This is a genomic window from Amycolatopsis kentuckyensis (assembly GCF_002155975.1).
Taxonomy (GTDB): domain Bacteria; phylum Actinomycetota; class Actinomycetes; order Mycobacteriales; family Pseudonocardiaceae; genus Amycolatopsis; species Amycolatopsis kentuckyensis.
The window spans coordinates 1-26,199 of sequence record NZ_MUMI01000080.1 but is presented as its reverse complement, the minus strand read 5'-3'; the positions used below and the strand labels follow the sequence as shown (position 1 = coordinate 26,199).

The following is a 26,199-nucleotide window of genomic DNA, read 5'->3' as shown; positions in this document are numbered from 1 at the left end:
CGGTGCCGGACTACCCGTTTCCCGGTGCCTCGGTTCGCCAGCCGAGAAGGATCGCGCGGAGCGCCTGCTCGGCGAGCCGCCGGGCGCGCGCATTGCCGACTGTGCCGCGATAGCCGAGCGAGGCTATGCCGTAGAGCGTGCCCCAGATGATCTCGCAGGCCTCGTCGGGGTCGGCCAGGACCACGTCGTGGGCGTCCGACCAGGCGGCGAGCAGTTCGTTCAGGACGGCGATGGCCGGTTCCGCGGCGCGCCGGCGCTCGTCCGCGTCGACCACTGCGCCGTTCATCACCTCGTAGAGGTGGGGGTGCTCGCAGGCGAACCGGACGTACTCGGACGCGATGCGCATCATGCGCCGGTCGATACCGGGCTCCTCGGCGGCCTGCCGGAACTCGCCCAGCATCAGGCGGTGGCCGTGCGCGACCAACTCCAGCACGAGCGCGTCCTTGTTGGCGAAGTGCTGGTAGACAACGGGTGCGGAGTATTCGATGTCGGTCGCGATGCGCCGGATCGTCAGCGCCGCGACGCCTTCGGTCTCGAGGACGTGCAGCGCGACCTCGATGATCCGTTCGCGGGTGCTCGCCCGTTCCCGGGCCCGTCTCGTGCTGGTCGGCATGCTCCGCAACTTCGCTTCGGTGGTGTCCCCGGACACTAGCCGCCTGCCCTTGACGACGACATCTCGACGTGGCTAAGTTAACGACGTTAGGAAATCTAACACTGTTAGAAGTCCGACCGGATCGCAAGCGCTCAAGGAGAAAACCCGCCATGGCCGAACATGTCATCATCGGCGCCGGCTCCATCGGCACGAACGTCGCGCGCCTGCTGGTCGAGCGCGGCGACAGCGTCCGGATCGTCACGCGCAGCGGCTCCGGCCCCGCGCACCCGCTGATCGAGCGGGTCGCCGCGGACGCCTCGGATCCCTCACGAATGACCCAGCTGTCCCGCAGCGCGAAGGTGATCTACCACTGCGCGAACCCGCCCTCGTACACGATGTGGGAGCGCTTGCTGCCGCCCCTGCAGGCCGCGGCGATCGCCGCCGCCAAGGCCAACGACGCGGTCCTGGCGCTGACCGGCAGCCTCTACGCCTACGGACCGCAGCCCGGCGGCCGGATGACCGAGCACACCCCCATGGCCGCCACCGGGCGCAAGGGCCGCCTGCGCAAACGGATGTGGGAACAGGCCCTCGCCGCGGGCATCCGCACCGTCGAGGTCCGCGGCTCCGACTACGTCGGCAAGGACGCCAACGGCATCTACTCCCTGCTCATCGAGCCGGCCCTGAAGAGGGGCCGCGCCGCGTGGATCACCGGCCACCTCGACATGCCGCACACCTTCACCTTCAACGGCGACATGGCCGAAACCCTGGTCACGCTGGCCCAGGACGAACGCGCCTGGGGCCGGGCCTGGCACGTGCCATCCCCACCGGCCGTCACCATCCGCGAGCTCGCACGCCGCTACGCCGTCGCCGCGGGCCGGCCGCCGATCAAACTGATCCAGCTGCCCCGCTTCGCGATGCGCACGGCCGGGCTGATCGTGCCCATCGCCCGCGAGATGGCCGAGATGGACTACCAGTGGTACGCGCCATTCCACCTGGACGCGTCCGAAACGGCGGACACCTTCGGGCTGACCGCCACCGACCTCGACACCGCCATCCGGGACCAGGTCGGCGCGATCAAGGTGTGAGTGGTCTCCGGCGCCGACTCCCCGGATTCCCGCCGCGTCAGTGGGTGGCCGGCAGCCCGGCCGCGGTCGCGGCGATCATGCGCTGCAGCGTCGGCCGGAACGGCGGGAACACCCGGGCGATCTCCGGCTCGCGGTCATACAGCTCCCGCAGCGCGGCCGAGGGACGGGTCAACGGGAACAGTTTCGCGACGAACGCGCCGGCCGCCATGACCAAGGACGCCCCGTCCGTGCCGGTCAGCTCGGGGCAGGCGGCGGCGAGCTGCCGCCCCAGGGTGAAGTAGGTGTCGATGGCCCACCGCTTGTAGACCTCCAAGACCGCGACCGACACGTTGTGCTCCAGCATCGTCTCGGCATGCGTGGTGAGGTCGCAGTACAACGGCCGGTCGGCGTAAGCGTCGGCCAAGGCCGCCGCCGCCGCGGAAAACCCGCTCGCCCCGTGCAGCGCGGCACCGGCGGCGGCCGCCCAGTCGGTCCCCTCCCGCATCGTCAGCTGCAAGTAGATCTCCTCGCGCGTGCCGAAGTAGCGCAGGACGTTGGACTTGGCCAGCCCCACCGCCGCGGCGATGTCGCCCAGGCTGACCCAGGCCACGCCCGACGCCCTGGCGAGGTCGCCGGCGGCGGCGAGGATCGTCTCCCGCCGCTGGTTCTTCTGCTCCGGGCGCCTGGCCCGCTGGAACGACGCTTCCATGGCGGTCACCACCCTAACCCCCCACTTAGCGGAACAACGTTCTCTTGTTAAAGTTACGCCGTTCTTATAACCTCGGCCCGAACCGTCCCCCACCCCGAAACGGCAACCACATGACCGTCGGCAGCACCGACCTCGGCCAGACCATCGACGCCTTCGTGGCCTCCTTCAACGACCCCGACCTCGACCGGGTCATGTCCTTCTTCGCCGAAGACGCCCGCTACCTCCCCGGCCGTGGACCCGAACTACGCGGCCTTCCCGCGATCCGGGCGGCGTTCGCACCGCAGTTCGCCGGCCGCTACGGCGCGATGACGTTCGACGTGTACGACCGGGTGATCGACGAGCCCCGCGCCCGGGCAACGATCCGCTGGGCATGCCGGCTGGACCTGACCGGCGCGCACGGCAAACACGCAATCCCCCCGCTGCGGTGGTTCGCCCGGCTCCGCTACGGCGGCCGCGTCCAATGGCACGGCCTGGACGTCTTCCACTTCGACCCGGCCGGGAAGATCACCGGCAAGTTCACCTACGCGACCTTCCGCCTGCCGCTCTGGGAACGGTCACGCTAGAGCGTGATCAGCACGCTCCTCTCCTGCAGACCTGAACTGCCGGGACGCACGCTCATGCCGAGGGGCGGACGTTGGTTGCCAACTACGGATCCGGGAGTCCTGGCGAAAATAGGTGGAGTGCGCGACAGCGATTCGGCACGCTCGCTGCGTGGATGGATCAGAGCCGCCCGATGGGCTGTCAGAAGTGCTGCGGATTGCTTCTCAAGGCGCGGATCCCGAGTTGACCAGCGGCCTCACCGGGTGGTGCCATCCGGACGCTCGTCTCTGAGCCTCGAACGCACTCACATGCCGCAGAGCGGATACGTGGACGTACAGCAACCCGTGTGCCCACGGGGCGCGGCGACCGGCCCTGTCCAGGTTCCGGCCGCGAGGCGGTTCGCGCTGAGGTGGGGCTCCTGATCTAGGGTGGGCGCATGATTCTGCGGCGTAGCCTGCTCGCGGTGGTGGCACTGGGCGCGGCGATCGTCACCGGCTGCTCCTCGAGCGGTGACGCGCCGCTGCCCGACGCCGGTGCCCTGCTCAAGGACAGCGCCACGGCGGCGGGCGGCGTCACCAGCACGCACTTCACGCTGAAGGTCAACGGCACCGTCCCCGGCCTGAGCGTGCACAGCATCGACGGTGACCTGACCAAGGCCGGCGGCGGTGGCGCGAAGGGCACCGGCACGCTGGACCTGATGGGCCAGGTCGTCGACGCCCAGTTCGTCCTGGTGAACGGTTCGCTGTACATCAAGGGGCCCACCGGCGGGTTCCAGAAGATCCCCGCGGCGCTGAGCTCCGCCATCTACGACCCGTCCGCGATCCTCGATCCGCAGCGCGGGATCCCCAAGGTGCTGTCCGCGGTCGAGGGCCCGAACACGGAAGGCACGGAAGACGTCGGTGGCACGCCGACGTACCGCGTCGCCGGGACGGTCCCGAAGGACGCGCTGACCGCGCTGGTGCCGGGGACGGCCTCGAACGTGAACGCCACCTTCTGGCTCCGCCAGGACGGCGGCCACCTGCCGGTCAAGGCCTCGCTGGGGTACCCGGACGGCGCCAGCGTGGACGTCACGCTGTCCGACGTGGACAAGCCGGTCACCGTGACCGCACCGGCGTGACCGGGCCGGTCACCGTGCGCGGCGGCCGCGCGCTCGCGGTCGGCGCCGGTGGTCTCGCCGTGTTGCTGGGCGCGCTGGACACCTATGTCGTGGTCGGCCTGCTGCGGCAGATCATCGACGACCTGAGCGTTCCGGTGAACCGGCTGGAGATCGTCACCCCGGTCATCACCGGCTACCTGCTCGGTTACGTGGCCGCGATGCCGCTGCTCGGCCAGTACTCCGACCGGTTCGGCCGCAAGCTGCTGCTGCAGGCCTGCCTCGGCGGTTTCCTCGCCGGGTCGGTGGTCACCGCGCTGGCCGGCACGGTGCCGCTCCTGGTCGCGGGCCGGGTGATCCAGGGGACCGCCGGGGGCGCGCTGCTTCCGGTGACCCTCGCGCTGGCCGCGGATCTGTGGCCGGGGAACCGCCGCTCCGCTGTGCTGGGGGCCGTCGGCGCCGCGCAGGAGCTCGGCAGCGTGCTCGGGCCGCTCTACGGCATCGCGCTGGCCGCCGCGACGGGCTGGCGCGGCGTGTTCTGGGTGAACGTCCCGCTGACCGTGCTGGCCGCCGTCGCGGTGCAGGTTTCCGTCCGGGGCGGCAAACCCGCCGAGCGGCCGCGCGTGGACCTCGTCGGTGTCGTGCTGCTGGCGCTCACGCTCGCGTTGCTCGTCATCGGCCTGGACAACCCGAACCCGCGCGAGCAGGTGCTGCCACCGTGGGGAGTGCCGTTCCTGATCGGCGCCGGGGTCAGCCTGGTCGCGTTCCTCTGGTGGGAGTCGCGCGCCGAAGTCCGGCTCATAGACACGGCGAACGTGGCACTGCGGCCGTTCTTCACGGCGCTCGGGACGAGCGTCGCCGCGGGAGCGGCGTTGATGATCACGCTGGTCGACGTCGACCTGTTCGGACAGACACTGCTCGGCCGAGACGACGGCGGCAGTGTCGAGCTCCTCCTGAGGTTCCTGGTCGCGCTGCCGGTCGGCGCGCTGCTCGGCGGCCTGCTCGCCACGCGGATCGGCGAGCGTTGGATCGCCGGCGCCGGGATGCTGATCGCGGCCGGCGGCTACCTGCTGATGTCCCGCTGGCCGGCCGACGTTCTCGCGGCCAGGTCCGTCCTGGGGCTGCCGCGCCTCGACGTCGACCTGGCGCTCGCCGGACTGGGGCTCGGCCTGGTCATCGCCCCGCTGTCGGCCGTCGCGCTGCGTGCGGTGCCGCGCGCCCAGCACGGCGTCGCGTCGGCCGCGGTCGTGGTCGCGCGGATGACGGGCATGCTGGTCGGCGTCGCGGCGGTGTCCGCCTTCGGCCTGCACTACTTCCACACGCTGACCGCGTCGCTGAACCCGCCGATCCGGATCCTGTTCCCATCCCAGCCGGCCTACGACCGCGCCCTCGCCGACTACCTCGGCGCCGTTCGTGCGGCGCTGCTGACGGAATACCGCGCGATCTTCCTGATCACGTCCACGGTTTGCCTGGCAGGCGCGGCCGTCGCCTTGGCCATCGGCGGCCGGACGCCCCGAACCCGGTCCTGAGTAGCCGCTCATCCATCAGGATTCACTTTCATGCCGGTGAGAGGCACTCGCCCCCCATCGGTACACCCCGTCGAGGCGTGAGTTCCCCACCGCGATCGCAGCTCTGAAGCCTCACCAGCGACCGAAGTTTCGTACGTCTTGGTACGCGCAGTCGCGCCGCCGAGCGTGTGTCGAACTGTGCGGGCGCTGCGGTCGTGCCGCTGGGCAGGGACGCCTACTTGACGAGATGGAACGCCGGGCGGATGCGGCGGCCGGTTCTCTCCAGATCTTCGAGCAGGTCCACGGAAGGGCGCGTGCGGAATTCGACGAACACCCAGCCCTCGGTTCGTTCCGCGACCCGCTGTGCCAGCCGGCCCAGCACGGAACGCCCGGCATGGTCACTGACGAAGACGTGCAGGCCGATGTCGCAACGCATTGTCCTACCGGCTGCGCGCTCGACAACGTCGAGTTCGACAGGATCGGTCTCATGGTCGGGCTCGTCGAGGGAATAGCCGTACGGAAGTCCGTCAGCGGAGTGCCAGTACCGCGCGTCGGCGGTGTTGCGCCCCATACCTTCGGCTGCCATTTCGCGATCACGACCGACTCTGCACGTTCGGCGGTGCACGGCGTCAAGACGCTGAGCGAAGTTCCAGCCACCGGAGAAGTAAACCCCACCTGCTGGAAACACGCTCACATGCCGCTGACCGCGTAGTGACGCAGCCGGCCGCATCGCTGAGCGCGGCCGGTCTGCCGATGAACACCCGCCCCCCTGTTGACCCACACGCAAGGCAGAATCCCGCGAGTCATGGTTCCGGGTTCGGGTCCGACAGACGCCACCACAGCCGGCGCCTGACTGGCGATTGCGGTAAGAGAGCACGTATGTGCTCGGGGACCTGCGCGCCGGCTGCGGCAGCCTCGACGTACGCCTTGGCGCCTTGTGCTCCGAGGTCGGGTGCGGACGCACGCACAAACCGGAGTGCGTCGAGGCGCTGACCGGAATCGAGCAGCTCAGTGATCCGAGACCGTAGGGGGTCATCACGCTCGAGCCCGCGAACCTGTTCGAGATAGTCCTCGATCCACTCACCGCCCTCCAGGTCAGCGGTCGCATGCACCGTGTGCAGGCTGCCGTCCACCCCGTCGACCAGGAAGGACCCGTGGCCCACCACCATGTCGATGAACTCGCGAGTGCGTACATAGCGCTCACTTTGGCTGCCGATCAGCCAGCCAAGCCGGTGTGGACGGACGTCCATGACCACCATCCTCGGCTGGCCCCGTGCCGGCCACCCGGCCAGATGCCGCTCCACGATCTGGACGGCCCACGCCTTCGACACCATGACAGCAGGCTATGGCAAAGAGTGTGGGCGACGCGCCCCCGGCCACAATCAACCCCGAGGCTCAACTGGCGGACGCCGGGCGTGCGCGCATCCGCCCAGAATCACCTCCGGTGCTCGCTCATGCCGATCAGCGGGTCGCGGGGAAATGCCGGCGACCGTTCAGTGCCAGAACCCGGACCGGTCGGGAGGTCGGGGCACCGAACCCCGACCGGCCCGGTGCGCCGGACTCTGCCGGGACGGGACGGCGGGGTGCGGGTTCTGGCGACTTCTGACGCCGGAGGCACTCGCCCCCACATCGGTACGAACTGCCACGGAGAAAGCCGTGAAGGCTCCTTCCAGCAGGCTCATTCCGAGCGCAGCGTGTCCAATCGGGTCACTTGGCGCAGCAACGGCATCGTCAGACCGGTCACCAGCAGGACCGCCGCCACCGTGGCGCCCGCCAGGGCGAGCAGCACCGGGAGGTCGATGATCATCGGCCGGTCCGCCAGCCGCAGGATCGGCGCGGTCAGCCCGAGCCCCGCCGCGACTGCCAGCACCACGCCGACCACCACCGGAATTCCGGTCTGCCACAGCGCTCCGCGAGCCAGCACCCCGATCGGCACGCCGGCCGCCGACAGTGCCGCGATCGGCCGCCGCCGTTCGCTGATCTGCTCGATCGACAGCATCAGCAGGCTCATCGCGGCCACCGCGAGCACGAACAGCGACGCGGTGATCAGCACCGAGCGGAAGCTCTCCACCATCTGCCGGTCGCGGGCGCGGAAATCGTCGAGGTAGTCGCTCTTGCCCGCCGAGGCGTTCCACGCGAGCGGGGCGACCGCCCTGGCGATGTTGTCGGTCAGCGCCTGCACGTCGCCGGTGCCCGACACGTAGACCGCGACCGACGAGACCGGGAGGGCGAGGCCGCCGAGCGCGCCGGGCGTGACCAGCAGGCTGTCGCCCGTCGATGTCCCCGCGTGCTGCACGACCTTGACACCGGCCGGGACCGTCCACTCCGGACCGTTCACTTCCCGGCTGCCGACGTGACCCTGCAGCTGCAGCTTGCCGGCCGGTGCCGCGCCGCCCCGGTCCGACACCAGGGAGAACACGTCGCCGTCGGAGCAGGCGCCGATGTTCGCCCGCGCCCTGAGCGCCACGCAATCGCCGACCACGCCGAAGTCCCGCTCCTCCCCGGACCGGAACGTCAGGTTCCTGGCCGGGTGGAGGCCGGTCACCCCGGGCACGGCCGACACCAGCTTGCCGACCTCGGCCTCGTGCGCGGCGGTGGTGTCGACCCGCACCGGGGCGGCGGCCACACCGTCCGGCGTGGCCTGCCGGGCGGCGCCGCTGCCGAGCGAGGTGATCACGCCCTGGATCAGGATCGTGCCGGCCAGCACGACGACCAGGCCGGACACCACCCGGCTGGCGGTGCCGCTGTCCAGCTGCAGCCGCCGGATCGCGAGCTGCCACGACGGCGGACCGCCGTGCAGCCGCTCCACGAGCCGCTCGACCAGCCACGGAAGCAGGGCCGCGACGCCCACCAGCAGGAACACGCTGCCCGCCGAAAGGGCCACCGCGGCGGCTGTGTCGCCGTCGCCGCGGTCGAAAGCCAGGGTGGTGGCCAGGAACAGCACACCGATCGTGGTGAGCGCCCAGCGCCACCACATCCGCCGTCGCACCGGCTTGCCCTGGCGGACCACGCCGAGCGGTTCCACGATCGTGCGGCGCAGCCCGAACAGCGCCGAGCCGACCGCGAGCGCGGGCACCAGCAGCACGATCACCACGACCAGCGGCCAGGACGGGACGAGGTCTTCCGGGAAGATCCGCAGGCCGAACGGCAGGATGTCAGCGACGAACGTGCGCAGCAGGGCGAAGAACCCGATCCCGGCGGCGAGCCCGATCCCGGCCCCGACCAGCGATTCGGCCGCCGCGACCCGTTTGACCTGCCGGGCGTCCAGGCCGATCAGCCGCAGCGCGGCGAGCCGGCGTTCCCGTTGCGCCGCGCCCATTCGCGACGCGGTGGTCACGAAGATCAGCAACGGCAGCAGCAGCACCGCCGCGATCGGCAGGATGACGCCCAGCACGATCGCCGACAGCCCGAGCCCGGTGTAAGGCAGGCCGAACGCATAGACCTTGCGGCCGGTGGCCTCGGCCTCGATCTGCGCGGCCGGCACCCCGTAGTACGCGGTCAGATCGCCCGCGCCGGAGACGCCTTCCCGCGAGATCGAGCCGACCACGTGCCCCGGGAGCTGCGCCTTCAGCGAACTGCCGCTCGGCGCGGCCAGCTTCGCGGCGAGCTCCGGCGACACCGCGAGCTCGCCCGGCGCGGGCAGCCTGCTGAGCCCCGGCGGCACCGGCGAGTTCGCCCCGGTCGCCGCGACCGCGACGATCCGCACGAAGTCGTCGCCGGCCGACGCGTACCAGTTGTAGACCAGCAGCGGGGCGACCCCCGCGCGAGGCTGGGTGACCTGCGCGATCGCCGCCTTGCGCTCCGCCTGCGCGCCGATCAGGTGGTGGACCGCCGCCGCGGGCAGCAGCACGGCGACCGCGAGCGCGATCCCGAACGCGGTCATCGCCAGGCGCAGCAGCGCTGCGCCGGACATCCGGCCACCCCCGACGGCCAGCCGGAGGCCCAGCGCCAGATCCCGCATCATGCGACCAGCTCCCGGTCGACCGTGTGCCCGTCGACCACCATGATCTCCCGGTCCGAATAGGCCGCCACGCGCGGCTCGTGGGTCACCAGCACCACCGCGGCGTGCGTCTCCCGTGCCGCCTGGGTGAGCATCTGCATGACCTTCTCGCCGTTGAGCGAGTCGAGCGCGCCGGTCGGCTCGTCCGCGAAAACCACCTTCGGCCCCGTCACCAGGGCCCGCGCCACCGCGACCCGCTGCCCCTGCCCACCGGACACGTCACCGGGACGGCGCTTCGCCAGCCCGTCGACCTCCAGCCGGGCGAGCCATTCGGCCGCCTTGGCCTCGGCCTGCTTCCGCTTGGTGCCGATCAGCCGCAGCGGAAGCGCGACGTTCTCGAGGCAGGACAGCTCGGGGACGAGCTGGCCGAACTGGAACACGAACCCGAACTCGGTGCGCCGCAACGCACTCCGCCCCCGGTCGTCCATCCCGACGAGGTCGGCGCCGCCGTAGGTGATGGTGCCCGAGTCCGGCCGGAGGATGCCGGCGAGACAGTGCAGCAACGTCGATTTGCCCGACCCGGACGAGCCCATGATCGCGAGCACCTCCCCCGCCGAGACGGACAGCGCCGCCCCGTCGAGCGCCCGCGTCGGCCCGAACGACTTGTCCAGTCCTTTGCCGACGAGCAACGGCGTTCCCGTCCTGGTCATCAGCGCACCGCCTTCTCGAGTTCGCCGAGGCGCGCGGCGGTGAGCTCCAGCCACCGCAGGTCCGCCTCGAGGTGGAAGAGCGCGTGATCGCAGATCAGCTGATCGGCGAGGTCGCCCCCGTTCTTGCGTTTGGTGAGCGCACGCATCACGTTCAGGTGCTCGCCGCGCTGGACGTCGAGCACCTCGGAGGCGCTGCGCCCGGACAGCAGCGCGAGCACAACCTTCGTGTAGAGCGTGTTCTGCAGGTACGGCTGCGGGTTCTCCGGAGTGCGCAGCCACGTCTCGACGTCGGTGATCCCCGCGTCGGTGATCGTGTAGCGCTTCCGTTCCGGCCCTTCGCCGCTCTCGACGCCCGCCACCTCGACCATGCCGTTGCGCAGCAGTCGTGACAACGTCGAATAGACCTGGCCGTAAGCCAGCGGGCGGTCTTGGCCGAACTGCTCGTCGTACGCCCGTTTCAGGTCGTAGCCATGCCGCGGACCGGATTCGAGCAACGCGAGCAAGGTGTGCGAAACCGACATTCTCCTGTCCCCTCCTCGACCCGGAGTCCGGGCGTGACGATCACTATACCGCAGATGTATACCTCGCGTGTATAGCGTCCCGTCGACGAAGAACCAGTGCCCGCCGTCAGGTCCGGGTGGCGGCCCGTTTGACGGTCTTGATCACCGGTGCGGTCTCGACGTGGGTGATGGCGGGCAGCGCGGCCACCCGGGTGGTCAGGTAGCGGTACAGCTCCTGTTGGTTCGCGCACACCACACTCGCGTACAGGTTCGTGGGCCCGGTCGTGGCGGCGGCGAACGCGATCTCCGGGTGCCCGGCCAGTGCCGTGCCGGCCTCCTCCAGGTGTGCGGGGGCGACCGAGAGCCAGAGCAGGGTTCGCGGGCCGAAACCGAACAGCTTTCCGTCGACGTCGATGTCCAGGTACAGCACACCGCGTTCGCGCAGCTCGGCCATCCGGCGCCGGACCGTCGTCGGTGACCAGCCGGTCAGCGCGGCAAGCTGCTCGAACTCGGCCCGGCCGTCGGTGGCCAGCGCGGCGAGGAGCGTGCGGTCGCCGTCGTCGAGCCGCACCGGCCCCGGTCGCTGTGGCAACGGGGGCGGCCGCAGCCGCTCGATCGCCTCTTCGCTCAGCGAGCCGAGCTTGGCGATCAGGCTGTCCGGGCCGCCGTAGTACGCGTGCAGCACGGAGTGGGCGGTCACGCCTTCCACGCGTGGGGTGCGGGGAAGTTTGGTCAGCAGCAGCGCCTCGCTGTCGGCTTCGCTCTCGGTGCGGACCGTGCAGGCGATCTCCGTGCCTCCCGAGGTGATGCTCACCCAGGACGTGTCGGGGCGGCGGGCCAGCGCCTCGGCGACCGGGACCGACGCGGCGGGCGCGCACCGCACCCGCAGGAACCACAGCACCGCGCCCAGTGCCGTCGGGTCGACCCCACCGAGCACCCGCACCGCCCCCGCCGACCGCAACCGGGCGTACCGGCGGGCGATGGTGCGATCCGACACGCCGAGCACCTCGGCGATCGTGCTGAACGGGGCCCGGCCGTTGACCTGCAAGGCGTGTGCGAGCCGACGATCCAGCTCGTCGTAGTCGGATTCCACCGGCTTCAGGCTAGCGAGCGTCGGATATCGACGGACTCGTGCCCGTTTCTGGCGCGGCAGCGTCGGTGGGCGGAGCGTCGCTCTCGTCCCGATCGACACCACCAGGGGAGAAACCATGGATACCGATGTGCTCGTCGTCGGCGCCGGACCGACCGGCCTGACACTGGCCAACGAACTGCGGCTGGCCGGGGTGTCGGCCGTGCTCGTCGACAAGCTGCCGCAGCGCAGCACGTTGTCGAAGGCAGGCGGCGTGCAATCCCGCACGCAGGAGGCATTCGACCAGCGTGGGCTGCTGGAACCGTTGCTGGCCACCGGAAACCACCCGGACGGCACGGCCCACTTCGCCGGCATCGCGCTCCCGCTCACCCGCGGCCGGCACCGCCACCCGTGGCGGTCCATCCCGCAGGTGGTGATCGAGGGATTCCTCGAGGAGTACCTTGCCGCACAGGGCATCCGCGTCCGGCGCGACCACGAGCTGACCGGCCTCACCCAGGACGGGACCGGCGTCACCGCGACGTTCGACAGCGGCGGTGTTCTCCGCTCCCGGTACCTGGTCGCCGCCGACGGCGGCCGTAGTACGGTGCGGTCGCTGCTGGGAGCCGAGTTCCCCGGCAGGCCGGGCACGGTGACCACCGTCGCCGCCGACGTGCGGTTGGGCGGCGACGTCCAGGTGATGACGCACACCCGGAGCGACGCCGGGCACTGGGCGTTGGTGTTTCCGCTCGGCACCGATCCGCAGGGCAGGCCGCTGCGCCGGCTTTCGCTGGGCGGACCTGGCCGGTCGCTGCCCCGGGAGGTCCCGGTCACCGAGGCCGAGATCCGCGAGGGACTGCGTACGGTTTTCGGCTCCCGGGCGGAACTGCTCGAGCTGCGGTACGCCCGCCGCATCACCAACGCGGCCCGGCAGGCCGCCCGCTACCGGCACGGACGGGTCTTCCTGGCCGGCGACGCCGCCCACGTCCACCTCCCGATCGGCGCACAGGGCATGAACACCGGGATCCAGGACGCGCTCAACCTCGGCTGGAAACTCGGTGCCGCGGTGCACGGCTGGGCCCCGGAGCACCTGCTCGACAGCTACCACACCGAACGCCACCCGGTGGCGGCCGCCGTGCTGCGCAACGTCCAGGCGCAGAGCCTGCTGATGGACCAGGAAGGCACCGGCAACCCGGACCTGGCGGCGGCCAAGGACCTCTTCGCGGACCTGGTGCGACTGCGGGCGGTGCAGTACCACCTCGACGACATGTTGTCCGGGATGGGCATCCGCTACCCCATGCCGGGCGCCGAGGAGCAGTCGCTCGTCGGCCTGCCCGCGCCGGACCTGGAGCTCGGCCCGATCCGGTCGCACGAGCTGCTGCGGCGCGGACGCGGCGTCCTGATCGACCCGGCCGACCGGTTCGCCGAGGTCGCCGCCCTCTGGCCGGACCGCCTGGACCGCGCGGGGCAGGGCGCCGACGCCGAACCGATGCTCATCCGACCGGACGGCTACGTGTGCTGGGCAGGCAACCCGGACCACCTCGAACCGGCGCTCGCCCACTGGTTCGGCGAACCCCGGTGACCGACAGCACGCTTCACGAGCTTTCCCCGGCGACGGCCGACCGGCTCGGTACTTCAGTCACCACACGAAGGGAATGAGCCGAGCCCGGTTCTCGGCAAACTGCCGGTAGCGACCGCCCAGCGCTTCTTCGAGGGCGCGTTCCTCGATGCGGAGGCGGTAGATCAGGGCAACCAGCAACACCGCGCCCGCGCCCGCAGCGCTGACCCAGTTGCCCACGATCAGACCGCCGCCGGAGAAGACGAGCAGCAGGCCGCTGTAGCTCGGATGGCGCAGGACTCGATAGGGACCGCGGTCCACGACGACCTGATCTTCGCTCGTCCGCACCGTCACGGTGAAGTACCGGCCCAGGCTGACGAAGGACCACCAGCGCAGGAGCAGGCCGAGCCACCCGATCACGATCCCGAGCGGGAACGGCCACACTCCGCCGATGCCGGCAGCCGGACAAATCGCGCGGCCGATCGGCCACAGCAGGATCGCCAAGAAGAACATCGCCCTGAAGACGACCTCCGAGCGAACATCAACGAGTTTCGCGCCGCGACGCGAGCGGAACGCCTGCACCAGTTCGCCCGCAGCGAAGGCCCCGGCGCTGGCGACCCCGACCACGTCCGACAGCTCTCCGAAAGGTGCGAGCACAGCGGCATTGTCACACCGAACACACGACACGCCACCGCCGGCGGCCGTTGCCATGACTACGAAGGCCAGTGAGTTAGAGGGCCACCGCAACGGCGTCACGATCCCGGTCTCCCGCGGCGGCCGGGGACAGCCGCTGGTCCTGTGCCGCGTGACGCGGCTCGACAATGTCCGCTCATGCCGCGGAGCGTGCGTCCCGGCACACCGCCGCTCAAGGCCCCGAACGTGTCCGCGGAACGGATCCGTCCTTGCCCATGCGCAGGATCAAGGCGACCGCGTCGTCCGAGTGGGCTGTCGGCGCCAGAACCTCCTGCAAGAGCAGACCGCGCATCGCGGCAACGGTCACAGTGGCCAAAGTCAGCGCTTCCTCGGTATCGAGACCTTCGCGTTCCGCGAGCGAGGCCAGCATCTTGGTCAGGTCGTCGAGCGAGTCGATGAACTCGCGAAAGTCCCCAGGGCTATAAGCGGCGAGCCCGACGACGTGGAAGAAGCCGCGGACCCGCGACAGCTGCTCCGGGCGCGTGTAGGCCCGCCAGATCGCCACGACGAGGTCGTCGAACGTGCCTTGCCGGGCGGTCTCGAGCAGTGCCTCGTTGTCCCGGGACCGCTGCGCCTTGAGCATGGCCGCCAAGACGCCCGGGAGCGAACCGAAGTGGTATCGCAGGAGGGCGTGGCTGGTCTCGGCCCGCGCGGCGATCTCACGGAGCGACACCTCCGGCGCGGGAAGGGCCTCGCCGAAGGCGTCGAGAAGCCGGGCCAGGAGACGCTCGCGTGCGTCGCCGTTGCGTTCCGTGCTTGACAGGATCACTCCCACAGTTTATCCATTGGAAAAGAACCTTGCGGCGCCGTGTTGCTCACACATGGTCGCAGTCAGCACCAGTGGAGGGAACGACACGTGGGGCAGTGCCAAGTGGTCGGCGCGACGGTCGTCGACGGTTCGGGTCGCGACCCGGTCGACGTCGACGTCAGTCTCGAAGACGGGTACATCACCCAGGTCGGTGCCGCCGGCGCCCACGTCGAGCGCCTCGATGCCGACGGCCTCACGATGACGCCCGGCCTGATCGACGCGCACGTCCACTTGGGTTTGTCGAGCCCGATCCAGCCGCAGTTCTCGTTCCGGATCAGCGCCGCCGAGCTCGCGGCGGACATCTTCGCCGCGGCCGGCGCGACGCTCGACGCCGGCTTCACCACCGTCCGGGACACCGGCGGGGTCGACGGCGGCCTCGTCACCACGATCGCGAAAGGCAAGGTCAGAGGGCCGCGCGTGCTGTCGTGCGGACCGGTCCAGTGCCAGATCGGCGGGCACGGCTACTACGGAGCCGAGTGGGAACCCACCGAACTGTGGAGCAGCCACCACCTACCCGGCCTGTGCGCACTGTCCATGATGTCCGGCAATGCCGACGAGTTGCGGCACAACGTGCGCGAGGCCTTCCGCCGCGGAGCCTCCTTCCTCAAGCTCTGCGTGACCGGCGGCGTGGTCGGCGCGCACGACCGGCTGACCGACACCCAGTTCACCGTCGAGGAGATCGCCGTCGCGGTCCAGGAAGCGGCGGCGCGCGGCACCTACGTGACGGTGCACGCCCACAACAACGACGGCATCCGGAACGCGGTCGAGGCCGGAGCGCGCTGCGTCGAACACGGCACCGACCTCGACGAATCCACGGCCACCCTGATGGCCACGCGCGGAGTCGCCCTCGTGCCCACGTTCGCCGTCGTCGAGCAGCTGCTGCACGACACGGCCGGCGCGGGCCTCGACGCATCGACCCGCGATCGGGTGCTGGGTGTTCGTGAGCGGATGACCGAAGCGCTCGCTGTCGCCAAGGAGGCCGGGGTCCGGATCGGGCTGGGTTCCGATCTCATCGGCCCGGCCCAGGACCGCCGGGGCGAAGAGCTGAGGCTGCGCGCAAAGCTCGAAACGCCGATGGCAGCTCTCGTGGCGGCCACCAAGACCAACGCCGAGATCCTCGGCCTGTCCGGCCAGGTCGGTGTCATCGCTCCCGGCGCGCAGGCCGACCTCGTGCTGTGGAACGGCAACCCGGTCGAAGACCCGGAGCTGTTCGCCGATCCCGCCAATGCCGTCCTCGTTCTCAAGGCCGGCCGAATTGTGAAGGACCTCCGATGAGCACCATGTGGCAGGGCTGCCTGGCCGACACCGACTACTTCGAGCTGCGTTCCAGCGGCGGGCACGACTACGGCGTCTGGGTCACCACGCCACCGGGCTACGACCCCGCCACGACGCCGGCGCCTGCCGTGTACGTGCTCGACGGCAACTGGGCCGTGGGCATGACGGCTCCGCTCATCGTCACCCAGAAAGACCCCATGCACCAGATCCAGCCCTACCTCCAGGTCAGCGTCGGCTACGCGGGCGAGGACGCACAGCACTGGGCACGGCTGCGCAACAGAGACCTCGTGCCCCCTGGCGAGCCCATCGCCCAGGAGTTCGTCGACGCCGTGGAGACGGGAATCCGAACGGGCTCGATGACCCGCGCGGAAGCCGACGCCTACCTCGGCGAACTGCGGGAAACCCACGCCGATGCGTTCCTGGACTTCCTCACCGCGGAACTGCACCCGCGGATCGAACGCGACTACGGCACCGCCGCGAGCGGTCACGGCCTCTTCGGCTACTCCTACGGCGGCCTCTTCAGCCTCTACACCTGGCTCACCGGCAACCCGCTCTTCGAGACCATCGGAGCGGGCAGCCCCGGTGTCGTCGGTGAAGACAGCCAGATCTTCGCGATGCTCGAAAAAATGGGCGACAGCCTGCCTGCCACCAAGCTCCACCTGACCGTCAACGACCAAGAGCTCCTCGGAAATCTGGCCGTCTACCAGAACCTCGCGAAGAACGCGGCCACCGTCCTGCACCACCTGACCGCCCGCGGCGGCGCCGTCACCAGCGCGGTCCTGCGCGAAACGCACGTGACCGGCCTGCAGGCCTCGTTCCTCAGCTACCTCAGGACCTGCCGTGCCCGGTGAGCGCCCGAGTGCCGATGTGGTCGTGATCGGGGCCGGGGTGATCGGTTCGTCGATCGCCCTCGAACTCGCGCGGGCGAGGCACCGCGTTGTCGTGCTCGATCGGGCCGCCGGGGCCGGACAGGGGTCGACCTCGGCATCGAGTGCGATCGTCCGGTTCAACTTCTCCACCACCGCCGGGGTGGCGACGGCGTGGGAGGCGCACTTCGGCTGGCTCGACTGGGCCGGCCACCTCGGGCACGATGTCGGCGACCTCGCGATGTTCCGCAAGAGCGGGCTGGTGATGCTGGACGTCGACGCGGCTCCGCGTGCGTCATGGCTTCCGTTGTTCGACGAGATCGGTGTTCCTTACGAGGAATGGGACAGCGCGACCTTGGCCGAGCGCGTTCCGGGTATCGACGCCGGCCGCTATTGGCCGCCGAAGCGGCTCGACGACGAGGAATTCTGGGAGGACGCGAAACACTCGCTCGGTGGCGTGTACACCCCGGATGCCGGGTACGTCTCGGACCCGGGCCTCGCCGCCGTGAACCTCGCCGCCGCGGCCTCGGCGTGCGGGGCGGAGTTCCGCTTCCGCAGCACGGTGACGGCGGTGGAAGAGGCCGGCGGTCGCGTGAGGTCGGTGCGGCTGTCGGACGGTACCCGGATTCCCTGTGCCGTCGTGGTCAACGCGGCCGGGCCGTGGTCGGGCGCGGTGAACCGGTTGGCCGGCGTGGGTTCCGGCTTCACGGTCGGGGTGCGCCCGATGAGGCAGGAAGTGGCACACGTGCCCGTCCGGGAGGGCTATGGCGGGCCGGTGGTGGCGGACATGGATCTGGGCACCTACTTCCGCGGTGAAGCAGGAGGGGACCTGCTCGTCGGCGGAACGGAACCGGAGTGCGATCCGATGCAGTGGACCGACGACCCGGACGCCGTCGACATCCACCCGACGGCCGCGGTCTTCGAGGCTCAGGTGACGCGGGCCGCGCGGCGGCTGCCCGACCTGGCGGTGCCCAACCGGGCGCGCGGGGTGGTGGGCGTTTACGACGTCGCCGACGATTGGACGCCGATCTACGACCGCACCGAGCTCGAGGGCTTCTACGTCGCGATCGGAACGAGCGGCAACCAGTTCAAGAACGCGCCAGTCGTGGGGCAGCTGATGACAGAGCTGATCGACCAGGTGGAGAACGGCGCCGACCACGACGCGGTGCCCGTCCGGTTCCGGGCCCCGCGGACCGGCCTGGAGATCGACCTGGGTGCGTTCTCCCGCAAGCGCGACCGAAACACCGCGAACTCGGGCACGGTGCTGGGTTGAGCCCGATCTCGGTGGCCCCGGCCGGCTACTGCGGGCGTGCGGGAAGGTCGGCGAGGAACGTCGCGGGTACAGCACGCGGACGGCGGGGACCCCAGCCGCCACCGGCGAACAGGACAACGGACGAACGGCCCGCGCCACCGACCCACCCGGGCTGCGCGCGATCGAACGCCGACAGTGGAGGACGGTGCCACAAACTGGCTCCACCCCGCAGCCGAACACCACCGCCGTCGCGATACCGGACGACGTAGTCAAGCTTCCGCCCGGGATCCATCCCCGGCCTGGAGAACGCGGCGGCGAGGCACCCCGCCGGTTCGTTCACGAACACCGCCTGCACCGTCACGGCTCGCCAGCCGGTGCGCCGGACCGACTCGTAGCGCATCCACCACAGCACCGCCCCCGGCGTGAAGCACACCGACGCCGCGATCACCACAAACGCAACGGACGACAAGATGTCGCTGCCGTTGCTGTACGAGATCAGCAGAACCACCAGCCCGACCACCCAGGCCATGCCGCACGCCGTCGTCCGCAGCGCGACTGCCCCCACCCGCTCCAGCTCGCGAGCCAGATCCGCCACCATCACCCCAGCGTACAAACCTCGCCGACGCCGGCAACCCACGCGGAAGCCCGCGCAGCCCTGCCCCTGGGCAGCAAAAAAGCCCAGGTCAGTGACCTGGGCTTTGCTCCCCCGCTTGGACTCGAACCAAGAACCCTCCGGTTAACAGCCGAATGCTCTGCCAGTTGAGCTACAGGGGAATGTTGCTCACTTCCGGTGCCGGTCTCTCCGACCGACGAGAAGAACTTTAGACCATGCCCCGGAAGCCCCGTGCACCACCCCCCACTTAGCGCAACCACCCCCGTCCGGCCGGTTTTCCTGGACAATGGACAGTCGGACGACCTAACGACGGAAGGCGTGGACGCGGATGAAGAAGTTCCTGCTGGGGGCAGGCCTGGGGTACGTACTGGGCGCCAAGGCAGGCCGGGGGCGGTACGAGCAGCTCGTACGCACCTACCGCCGGGTCGTCGACCACCCGATGGTCCAGGGCGCCGCCGGGGTCGCGCGCGCCAAGATCGGGGAGAAGCTCAAGCGCTGACCCTCGCCACGAAGAACACCCTGCGGAACTCGAACCACGTGGTGCCGCCCGGCCGGGGTGGGTAGGCCTCGCGCAGAAGCGGCGCCAGCGCTGCGCGGAACCGCTCCCACTCGGCGTCGGGCAGGGCCGCGCGGATCGGGCGCAACGCCGTGCCCGTGATCCATTCCAGCACCGGCGAGGGCCCGTGCAACGGCTGGACGTACGTCGTCTCCCAGGCGTCGACGTCGCAGCCCGCGTCGGCCAGGAGGTTCGCGTACTCCAGCGGGGTCGACACCGCGTCGTCCTCGCGCAGCACCACGTCGGCCAGGCGAGGCGCCCAGGCCGGGGAGGCCGCCAGTTCGCGCGTCAGCACGTGCGAAGGCGCGTTGAAGTTGCCCGGCACCTGCACCGCCAGGAAGGCGCCCCCGGGCAACGAAGCCGCCCAGCGGCGAAGCAGCTCGGCGTGGTCCGGGACCCACTGCAGGACGGCGTTCGACACCACGACGTCGGTGTCGGGCGCCGGCTTCCAGTCGCGGACGTCGAGCAAGGACGCGTCGAGACCGCGGGCGCGGGCCGCCGTCACCATTTCGGGTGAACTATCGCTGCACTCCAAGATCGCCGAGGGCCAGCGGTCCCGCAGGGAAACCGTCAGGTTGCCGGGGCCGCAGCCCAGGTCGACGACGCGCCGCGGCTCCGCAGCCCCGATGCGCGAGACCAGGTCGTGGAACGGCCGGGCCCGCAGGTCGGCGTAGTCGAGGTATTTGCCCGGATCCCACACGGCTGCCTCCCGGAAAACAGTACGCCTGTACTGAGTACGAGCGTACTGCTACTTCGCCCGGTTGACCAGCTTCGCGGCGACCTGCTCGGCGATGGCCTCGACCAGCGCGACGTCGGTGCCGGGATCCGGCCGGACCTGCAGCACGCTGCCGTCGCGGCCGGGCACCTTGCGCTGCACGAACCACGCTCCCCCGGTCCCGATCTCCTGCCGGTGCCGCGTGCGGATCGAGCCCTCGACGCGCTGGTAGGCCTCGCGCGGCACCTTGCCCGGCGACGGCAGCCGGAAGCGCACCGGCGGCAGGTCAGCCAGGACGACCGCCGCACCCGCCGTTGCGACCTCGGACGACTCCGTCAGTGTGAAGACGCCGTCCGCCCAGGCCGCCTTGCCGACGAGGTGCCAGCCGACGCGCCGTGCCCCGTCGCCGGACGGGATCCACAGGCCCAGCGCCGTCACGACCAGGTGCCCGCCGCCCTCGACCGGGGCGCTGTCCACGACCTCTTCACCCGGTGCGAGCGAACCCGCGAACCCGTCGGGCGTGCGGTCGCCGAGCAGCCGGCGCAGGAAACTCATCTCAGCTCCACGTGCTGGCGGCCGCCTGCTCGCCCAGCGACTTCTTGTACTGCTCCAGCGCGACGAGGTCGCCGAACAGCGCGCGGTAGTCGTCCGGCGCTTCGACCGGCGAGAGCCGCTGCAGCTTGCCCTTGATCTCCGCGATCTGCCGCCCGACGAGCCCCTCCTGCAGGCGCGCGAGGATCGACGAGATGTACCGGGAGTCGACCTCGTCCTTGGCCTGCAACGGTTCCACGGCCAGCTCGGACAGCACCCGCCGGACCGTCCCTTCCGGACAGTGCGGGGCCGCCGCGTCCAGCAGCGCCGGGCCGGTCAGGCCCGAACCCGCGCCGCCCGCCTTCAGGACGGCCTCGTGCACCGCGACATACACCGGGTGGGTGAACGCCTCCAGCGGTAGCGCGTCGTACTCCGGCCCGGCGATCGCGGGCTGCTGCAGCGCGGCCTTCAGCGCCTCGCGCTGCACGGCGAACCGCGGGTCCTTGGGGGCCGGGCGGGCGACGTCCTGCGTCGGCGCGGCCGGTGCGGCCTGCTGGGCGCGCCCGGGCTGCCGCAGCGGCACCCCGCCGCGCTTGTCCGTCGCGCCCGCCGCCCCGCGGACGCGGTTGACGACCTGGGCGACGTCCTGCCAGCCCACCCACCAGGCGAGCTTCGACGCGTAGCCGTCGCGGGCCGCGCGGTCCTTGATCGACGCCACCATCGGCACGGTCTTCTGCAGCGCCGCGACCTGGCCGTCGACCGAGTCGAGGTCGTAGTTCTTGAGGGTGCTGCGGATGACGAACTCGAACAGCGGCGTCCGCCGCGCGACCAGGTCCTTCACCGCGCTGTCGCCCTTGGCCAGCCGCAGCTCGCACGGGTCCATGCCGTCCGGCGCGACCGCGATGTACGTCTGGCCGGCGAACGTCTGGTCGCCCTCGAACGCCTTCAGCGCGGCCTTCTGGCCCGCTTCGTCGCCGTCGAAGGTGAAGATCACTTCGCCGCGGAATGCGTCGTCGTCCATCATCAGCCGGCGAAGCACCTTCATGTGGTCTTCGCCGAACGCCGTGCCCGACGACGCCACCGCCGTCGGCACGCCCGACGCGTGCATCGCCATCACGTCGGTGTAGCCCTCGACCACGACGACCTGGTGCCGCTTCGCGATCTCGCGCTTGGCCAGGTCGAGGCCGAACATGACCTGGGACTTCTTGTAGATCGGCGACTCGGCGGTGTTGAGGTACTTCGCCGAGATCCGGTCGTCGTCGAACAGCCGCCGCGCGCCGAAGCCGACGACGTCGTTGCCGACGTCGCGGATCGGCCAGACCAGCCGCCGGTGGAACCGGTCCATCGGGCCGCGCTGGCCCTCCTTGGACAGCCCCGCGGTGAGCAGTTCCTTGACCTCGAAGCCGCGGTTGAGCAGGAACTTCGTCAGCTTGTCCCAGCCGCCGGGGGCGTACCCGCAGCCGAACGTCTTCGCCATGGCGGCGTCGAACCCGCGCTCGGACAGGAAGTCCCGCGCCGGGCGCGCCTCGTCGGTGACCAGCTGCTCGGCGTAGAACTCCTGGGCCAGCCGGTGGGCCTCGACCAGCCGGGTGCGGCTGCCGCGGTCACGCTGGATCGTCGCGCCGCCGCCCTCGTAGGTGAGCCGGATGCCGACCCGGTCGGCCAGCCGCTCGACGGCCTCGACGAACGAGATCAGGTCGATCTTCTGGACGAACTTGATGACGTCGCCGCCTTCGCCACAGCCGAAGCAGTGGAAGGTGCCGTGCGCCGGGCGGACGTTGAACGACGGAGTCTTCTCGTTGTGGAACGGGCAGAGGCCCTTCAGGCTGCCCCCACCGGCGCGGCGCAGCGCCACGTACTCCCCGACGACCTCGTCGATCCGGTTCCGCTCGCGCACCTCCGCGATGTCGCTCTCCCGAATCCGTCCTGCCACGTCAACCACTCTAGTCTTGCCCGTTGCGGCACACTCGGGGCATGGCCTCCACGCCCACCGCCCAGGACTCCCTCGCCGCGCAGTTCGCCGAGCACCGCAGTCACCTGATCGGCGTCGCCTACCGGCTGACCGGCACCCGCGCCGACGCCGAGGACGCCGTGCAGGAGTCCTGGTTCCGGCTGGCCGGCCTGGACGACGCTGGCCGCGCGGCGATCCGCGACCTGCGGGGCTGGCTGACCACGGTCGTCGGCCGGATCTGCCTGGACCGGCTCAAGTCCGCCGCCGCGCAGCGGGAGCGCTACGTCGGCAACTGGCTGCCGGAGCCGGTCGTCACGCCGTTCGGGCGGCCGGTCAGCGAGGACCCGCTGGACATCGCGGTCCGCGACGACGGCCTGCGGATGGCCGCGCTGGTCGTCCTCGACAAGCTGACGCCGGAGCAGCGCGTCGCCTTCGTGCTGCACGACGCCTTCTCGGTGCCGTTCGCGGAGATCGCGGACGCCCTCGGCGTCTCGGTCGACGCCGCCCGCCAGTACGCCTCGCGCGGCCGCAAGGCCCTCGCCGACGCCGACCCGGCGCCACGGGTCCCGCTGGACGACCAGGCGAAGGTCCTCGAAAAGTTCGTCACCGCGCTGCACGCCGGGGACGTCCGGGCAATGACCGAACTGCTCGCCCCGGACGTCGTGCTCATCGGCGACTCGAACGGCAAGGGCCGGACCACGCGGCAGCTCATCGTCGGCGCGGACAAGATCGCCCGGTTCTTCGTGGGCCTCGCCGGCAAGTACCCGCCCGGTGTGCTCACCGGCGGCACGCCGGTGCTCGTCAACGGCGATCTGGGCGTGTACCTCGCGCCGCAGCCGGGCCAGGACGGCTTCTTCGCCCTCGACGAGCACGTGCAGGCGATGACCATCCGCGACGGGAAGATCGTGGCGATCTACGACGTCGTCAACCCGGACAAGCTCGCCCGGATCACGCGTCCCGGCGACGCGCCTGCGTGATCCCGGCGGCCAGCAGGACGGCGGCGAAGGCCCCGAAGTAGGCCAGCGCCCAGCCCGGGCTCAGCGGTGAGTCGGACAGGACGGTGGCGTTGCCGCCGTCCCGGCCCGCGTTGGCCTCCCCGCTCCCGCTGAGGAACTTCGTGACGGCGTTCAGCGGCAGCCACCGGTGGATCTCCCGCCCGGCGCGCGGGATCAGCTGGACGACGTTCTCCGCCATCAGCGGGTAGGCGGCGAGCAGCGCGACCGCGCCGGCGGTGTACCGCAGGAGCAGGCCGACCCCGACCCCGCAGACGGCGGCCAGCGCGAACACCGGTCCGGTACCGGCGACGATCCGCCAGTCGGCGACGCTGTCCAGGGCGAGGTCGGCGTCCGGCGCGAGGACCCTGGCCACCAGCCAGCCCGCGAACGCGGCGGCTTCGCCGAGCAGGAAGGCGTACCCGGCGACGAGCGCGGCCTTGGCCAGCAGCACCGGCGTCCGGCTCGGCACGGCCTGGAAGGTGCCGTGGATCGTGCCGGAGTGGTATTCGCTGGTCACCGCGAGCGCGGCCAGCACCAGCACGGCGACCAGGGCGAGCTGGTAGCCGAACTGGGTGCTCGCGACTGTGGGCGGCAGGTGGGCCTCGCCGGCGCTGAGCGCGGAGATCGCGGCCGGGAAGGCCAGCGCGACCAGGGTGAAGAGGCCGCACACCCAGGGCGTGGCGATGCTGAAGAGCTTGATCCGTTCACTGGCGACGAGGTGCATGCGCAGAACGGTCCCGCGGCGGACCCCGCCGGCGCGTCCCCCCGGGGTCTGGTTCGGCGCCTCCTACGGGAGCGGGACGCGGCACGCGTCGCCGGAGGTGAACCCCTGGTCGACGATGCCGAGCGCGCTGTTCATCCGGGCGCGGGAGTTCTCCAGCGCGATCTGGTAGGTCAGCTCCAGGACGCCGTCGCGGCCGAACTCGCGCTCGAGCTCGGCGACCTGCTCGTCGGTCACCGTCACCTGGTCACCGGACATCGCGTCGGCGTAGGCGAGCGCCAGCCGCTCCGGCCGGCTGAAGGCGGGCGAAGTCGCGTAGTCGTCGATCTTCGTGAGCCGCTCGATGTCGAGGCCGTCGTGCTTCTGCAGCATGGTGCCGAAGTCGACGCACCAGGAGCAGCCGATCCGCGTGGCGACCCGGTAGACGGCGAGCTCCCGCACGTTCGCCGGGACCTTCTTCGACGCCCGCTCGGCCAGCAGCTCGTGGACCACGGAGGTCCGCAGCAGCCCGGGGTGGTGCGCGGTGACGGCCATCGGCTCGGGCACCGCGCCGAAGCGGCGGCCGGCGAACCGGTAGACGAGCTTGAGGAAGGGCCCGGCCTCGGACGTCTTCTTGGCGGGGATGCGCGGCATTTCGGTCTCCTTCGTCTCGGTGCTACGAACTGGACGAGACAGCCTCCGAAGACGTGACACCGGGCGCGGTGAGCCACGCCACCAGCATCGTCACCGCCGCCGCGCCGAACACGACGGTGAGGCCGGCGGCGCCCAGCCCGCCGGTCGTGGCCAGCGCGAGCCAGCCGAACACCGCGGCTCCGGCCAGGCCGCCGGCCTGCCGGGCGAAGGTCAGCGAGCCCAGCGTCACGCCCAGCAGCGCCCGGTCGGCCCGCGTCTGGCCGAGGACGGTGTAGGCGGACGTGCAGACGGCGAAGGCCGCGCCGATCGCGAACAAGCCGGGGGCGAGCAGCCAGGGTGTGCCGTCGAACGCGGCGGCGACGGCGATCGCGGCCAGTCCGGCGGTGCCGAGCAGGCAGCCGTTCCGGCCCCACGCCGTCAGGTCCGGGTGCCGCCGGGCCAGCGCGGCGAAGGACGCCGACAGCACGAGCTGTCCCGCGGTCATGGCGACGAGCAGCAGCCCGGTGGCCGCCGCGCCCGCGCCGGAAGCGGCGACCAGGGCGACGTAGGTGAAGGTGCCGTAGAGCGCGGCGCCCGCCAGGCCGTTGACCACCACCGCGCGCTTGAGGACGGCGTCCGCGAACACCTTCGGCGAGATGAGCGGACTGCTGGCGCGGCGCTGCCGCCGGACGAACAGGGAGCCCGTCACCAGGGTGGTGCCGAGGAGCACCGGTGTCCACAGCGGACTCCTGGCGAGCGCGTCGACGGTGCCGAGCGCGACGACGGCGGCACCCGCGATCGCCAGCAGCACGCTGCCCGGGACGTCGAACTTCTCCGTGTCCCGACGCGCTTTCGCGGGCAGCCCCCGCAGGCCGAGGACCAGGGCGGGCACGCTCAGGGGCAGGTTGACCAGGAAGATCCACCGCCAGCCGGGACCGGCCGCGAGCAGCCCGCCCAGCGGCGGGCCGCCGAGGGTGGCGGCCGCGAAGACGGCCGTCTGCCAGCCCTGGCGGCGCAGCAGCTCGTCGCGGTCGAACAGCTCGCCGAGCGCGCTCATCGCCGTGACGATCAGCCCGCTGCCGCCCAGGCCCTGCAGCGCGCGGGCGGCGACCAGCGAGCCGAGATCGGGCGCGGCGGCGCACCACGCCGACGCGGCGGCGAACACCAGGACCGACCCGGCGAAGGAGATCCGGCGGCCGTACAGGTCACCGAGCCGCCCGTGCAGCGGCGTCGCGACGGTCAGGGTCAGCAGGCCGGCGGCGGTGACCGCGACCAGCCCGGTGCGGGCGTGCAGGTCGGCGCCGATCGACGGCAGGGCGGCGGTGAGGACC

27 protein-coding genes and 1 tRNA gene are annotated in these 26,199 nt (G+C 71.1%); 10 read left to right on the top strand and 18 right to left on the bottom strand.

Annotation, left to right across the window (positions count from 1 at the left end; all coding sequences use genetic code 11):
* Nucleotides 1-10: 10 nt before the first annotated feature.
* Nucleotides 11-613 (bottom strand): TetR/AcrR family transcriptional regulator, encoded by a 603-nt coding sequence (locus CCN39_RS08810; RefSeq protein ID WP_086840212.1) that lies wholly within the window; start codon nucleotides 611-613, stop codon nucleotides 11-13.
* A 149-nt stretch (nucleotides 614-762) separates the two neighbouring features.
* On the opposite strand from CCN39_RS08810, the gene CCN39_RS08805 reads away from it, so the two are divergent.
* Nucleotides 763-1,677: an NAD-dependent epimerase/dehydratase family protein gene (locus CCN39_RS08805; protein ID WP_086840187.1), complete on the top strand. Its 915-nt coding sequence runs from the start codon at nucleotides 763-765 to the stop codon at nucleotides 1,675-1,677.
* 37 nt (nucleotides 1,678-1,714) lie between these two features.
* Here CCN39_RS08805 and CCN39_RS08800 read toward each other — a convergent pair whose 3' ends face one another.
* On the bottom strand, nucleotides 1,715-2,365 hold the full coding sequence (locus tag CCN39_RS08800; protein WP_086840185.1) for a TetR/AcrR family transcriptional regulator: 651 nt from the start codon (nucleotides 2,363-2,365) through the stop codon (nucleotides 1,715-1,717).
* A gap of 110 nt (nucleotides 2,366-2,475) precedes the next feature.
* Between CCN39_RS08800 and CCN39_RS08795 the strand changes: the two genes are divergently transcribed.
* From CCN39_RS08795 to CCN39_RS08785, 3 genes are all read left to right on the top strand, one after another.
* A complete protein-coding gene (locus tag CCN39_RS08795; RefSeq protein ID WP_086840183.1) occupies nucleotides 2,476-2,928 on the top strand; it encodes a YybH family protein in 453 nt (150 codons plus the stop codon).
* Nucleotides 2,929-3,341: 413 nt separating this feature from the next.
* Complete coding sequence (locus CCN39_RS08790) at nucleotides 3,342-4,022, top strand: LppX_LprAFG lipoprotein (RefSeq protein WP_086840182.1); 681 nt, start codon at nucleotides 3,342-3,344, stop codon at nucleotides 4,020-4,022.
* A complete protein-coding gene (locus CCN39_RS08785) occupies nucleotides 4,019-5,527 on the top strand; it encodes an MFS transporter (protein WP_086840180.1) in 1,509 nt (502 codons plus the stop codon). The genes CCN39_RS08790 and CCN39_RS08785 overlap by 4 nt, the downstream gene beginning before the upstream one ends.
* A 214-nt stretch (nucleotides 5,528-5,741) precedes the next feature.
* Here CCN39_RS08785 and CCN39_RS08780 read toward each other — a convergent pair whose 3' ends face one another.
* The 6 genes from CCN39_RS08780 to CCN39_RS08755 all read right to left on the bottom strand — a co-directional run bounded on the left by CCN39_RS08780 (nucleotide 5,742) and on the right by CCN39_RS08755 (nucleotide 11,749).
* Complete coding sequence (locus CCN39_RS08780) at nucleotides 5,742-6,092, bottom strand: hypothetical protein (protein WP_143263990.1); 351 nt, start codon at nucleotides 6,090-6,092, stop codon at nucleotides 5,742-5,744.
* 217 nt (nucleotides 6,093-6,309) lie between these two features.
* Nucleotides 6,310-6,840, bottom strand: a complete 531-nt coding sequence (locus CCN39_RS08775) for a YrhB domain-containing protein (protein ID WP_086840176.1) — start codon at nucleotides 6,838-6,840, stop codon at nucleotides 6,310-6,312.
* 344 nt (nucleotides 6,841-7,184) lie between these two features.
* A complete protein-coding gene (locus CCN39_RS08770) occupies nucleotides 7,185-9,470 on the bottom strand; it encodes an FtsX-like permease family protein (RefSeq protein ID WP_086840174.1) in 2,286 nt (761 codons plus the stop codon).
* Complete coding sequence (locus CCN39_RS08765) at nucleotides 9,467-10,156, bottom strand: ABC transporter ATP-binding protein (RefSeq protein WP_086840172.1); 690 nt, start codon at nucleotides 10,154-10,156, stop codon at nucleotides 9,467-9,469. The genes CCN39_RS08770 and CCN39_RS08765 overlap by 4 nt, the downstream gene beginning before the upstream one ends.
* A complete protein-coding gene (locus tag CCN39_RS08760) occupies nucleotides 10,156-10,677 on the bottom strand; it encodes a PadR family transcriptional regulator (RefSeq protein WP_086840170.1) in 522 nt (173 codons plus the stop codon). The genes CCN39_RS08765 and CCN39_RS08760 overlap by 1 nt, the downstream gene beginning before the upstream one ends.
* Nucleotides 10,678-10,783: 106 nt before the next feature.
* Entirely contained in the window at nucleotides 10,784-11,749 is a 966-nt protein-coding gene (locus CCN39_RS08755; RefSeq protein WP_086840168.1) for an Lrp/AsnC family transcriptional regulator, read from the bottom strand.
* Nucleotides 11,750-11,864: 115 nt separating this feature from the next.
* Here CCN39_RS08755 and CCN39_RS08750 point away from each other — a divergent pair, with 115 nt between their 5' ends.
* Nucleotides 11,865-13,304 carry an FAD-dependent monooxygenase gene (locus CCN39_RS08750; RefSeq protein ID WP_086840166.1) on the top strand — a complete coding sequence of 480 codons (1,440 nt, stop codon included), beginning with the start codon at nucleotides 11,865-11,867 and terminating at the stop codon, nucleotides 13,302-13,304.
* A gap of 57 nt (nucleotides 13,305-13,361) precedes the next feature.
* Here CCN39_RS08750 and CCN39_RS08745 read toward each other — a convergent pair whose 3' ends face one another.
* Both CCN39_RS08745 and CCN39_RS50655 read right to left on the bottom strand, forming a co-directional pair.
* Nucleotides 13,362-13,937 (bottom strand): methyltransferase family protein, encoded by a 576-nt coding sequence (locus tag CCN39_RS08745; RefSeq protein WP_208630181.1) that lies wholly within the window; start codon nucleotides 13,935-13,937, stop codon nucleotides 13,362-13,364.
* 208 nt (nucleotides 13,938-14,145) lie between these two features.
* On the bottom strand, nucleotides 14,146-14,742 hold the full coding sequence (locus CCN39_RS50655) for a TetR/AcrR family transcriptional regulator (RefSeq protein WP_167455019.1): 597 nt from the start codon (nucleotides 14,740-14,742) through the stop codon (nucleotides 14,146-14,148).
* A gap of 87 nt (nucleotides 14,743-14,829) precedes the next feature.
* Between CCN39_RS50655 and CCN39_RS08735 the strand changes: the two genes are divergently transcribed.
* Genes CCN39_RS08735 through CCN39_RS08725 form a run of 3 tightly spaced genes read left to right on the top strand, consistent with a single transcriptional unit; the run spans nucleotide 14,830 to nucleotide 18,195 of the window.
* Nucleotides 14,830-16,056: a metal-dependent hydrolase family protein gene (locus CCN39_RS08735; RefSeq protein WP_143263989.1), complete on the top strand. Its 1,227-nt coding sequence runs from the start codon at nucleotides 14,830-14,832 to the stop codon at nucleotides 16,054-16,056.
* A complete protein-coding gene (locus tag CCN39_RS08730; protein WP_086840159.1) occupies nucleotides 16,053-16,907 on the top strand; it encodes an alpha/beta hydrolase in 855 nt (284 codons plus the stop codon). Before CCN39_RS08735 ends, CCN39_RS08730 begins: the two co-directional genes overlap by 4 nt.
* Complete coding sequence (locus CCN39_RS08725) at nucleotides 16,897-18,195, top strand: NAD(P)/FAD-dependent oxidoreductase (RefSeq protein WP_086840157.1); 1,299 nt, start codon at nucleotides 16,897-16,899, stop codon at nucleotides 18,193-18,195. The genes CCN39_RS08730 and CCN39_RS08725 overlap by 11 nt, the downstream gene beginning before the upstream one ends.
* A gap of 25 nt (nucleotides 18,196-18,220) precedes the next feature.
* On the opposite strand, the gene CCN39_RS08720 is transcribed toward CCN39_RS08725, so the two are convergent.
* Nucleotides 18,221-18,772, bottom strand: coding sequence for a hypothetical protein (locus CCN39_RS08720; RefSeq protein WP_143263988.1), 552 nt, complete (start codon nucleotides 18,770-18,772; stop codon nucleotides 18,221-18,223).
* A gap of 103 nt (nucleotides 18,773-18,875) precedes the next feature.
* A tRNA-Asn gene (locus CCN39_RS08715) sits at nucleotides 18,876-18,948 on the bottom strand.
* A 167-nt stretch (nucleotides 18,949-19,115) separates the two neighbouring features.
* Here CCN39_RS08715 and CCN39_RS50650 point away from each other — a divergent pair.
* Nucleotides 19,116-19,286, top strand: a complete 171-nt coding sequence (locus CCN39_RS50650; protein ID WP_003097798.1) for a hypothetical protein — start codon at nucleotides 19,116-19,118, stop codon at nucleotides 19,284-19,286.
* Here CCN39_RS50650 and CCN39_RS08710 read toward each other — a convergent pair.
* Genes CCN39_RS08710 through dnaG form a run of 3 tightly spaced genes read right to left on the bottom strand, consistent with a single transcriptional unit; the run spans nucleotide 19,276 to nucleotide 22,531 of the window.
* A complete protein-coding gene (locus CCN39_RS08710) occupies nucleotides 19,276-20,043 on the bottom strand; it encodes a trans-aconitate 2-methyltransferase (RefSeq protein ID WP_086840153.1) in 768 nt (255 codons plus the stop codon). The genes CCN39_RS50650 and CCN39_RS08710 overlap by 11 nt on opposite strands.
* 48 nt (nucleotides 20,044-20,091) lie before the next feature.
* Entirely contained in the window at nucleotides 20,092-20,613 is a 522-nt protein-coding gene (locus tag CCN39_RS08705; RefSeq protein WP_167455018.1) for a hypothetical protein, read from the bottom strand.
* A 1-nt stretch (nucleotide 20,614) separates the two neighbouring features.
* Complete coding sequence (dnaG, locus tag CCN39_RS08700; RefSeq protein WP_086840151.1) at nucleotides 20,615-22,531, bottom strand: DNA primase; 1,917 nt, start codon at nucleotides 22,529-22,531, stop codon at nucleotides 20,615-20,617.
* Nucleotides 22,532-22,563: 32 nt separating this feature from the next.
* Here dnaG and CCN39_RS08695 point away from each other — a divergent pair, with 32 nt between their 5' ends.
* Nucleotides 22,564-23,517, top strand: a complete 954-nt coding sequence (locus tag CCN39_RS08695; protein WP_086840149.1) for a sigma-70 family RNA polymerase sigma factor — start codon at nucleotides 22,564-22,566, stop codon at nucleotides 23,515-23,517.
* Here CCN39_RS08695 and CCN39_RS08690 read toward each other — a convergent pair.
* The 3 genes from CCN39_RS08690 to CCN39_RS08680 form a co-directional block, all read right to left on the bottom strand.
* On the bottom strand, nucleotides 23,489-24,259 hold the full coding sequence (locus CCN39_RS08690) for a hypothetical protein (RefSeq protein ID WP_086840147.1): 771 nt from the start codon (nucleotides 24,257-24,259) through the stop codon (nucleotides 23,489-23,491). The genes CCN39_RS08695 and CCN39_RS08690 overlap by 29 nt on opposite strands.
* Before the next feature lie 63 nt (nucleotides 24,260-24,322).
* Nucleotides 24,323-24,889, bottom strand: coding sequence for a carboxymuconolactone decarboxylase family protein (locus CCN39_RS08685; RefSeq protein ID WP_086840145.1), 567 nt, complete (start codon nucleotides 24,887-24,889; stop codon nucleotides 24,323-24,325).
* A 22-nt stretch (nucleotides 24,890-24,911) separates the two neighbouring features.
* A partial coding sequence (locus CCN39_RS08680; protein ID WP_143263987.1) for an MFS transporter occupies nucleotides 24,912-26,199 on the bottom strand: 1,288 nt, incomplete at its 5' end.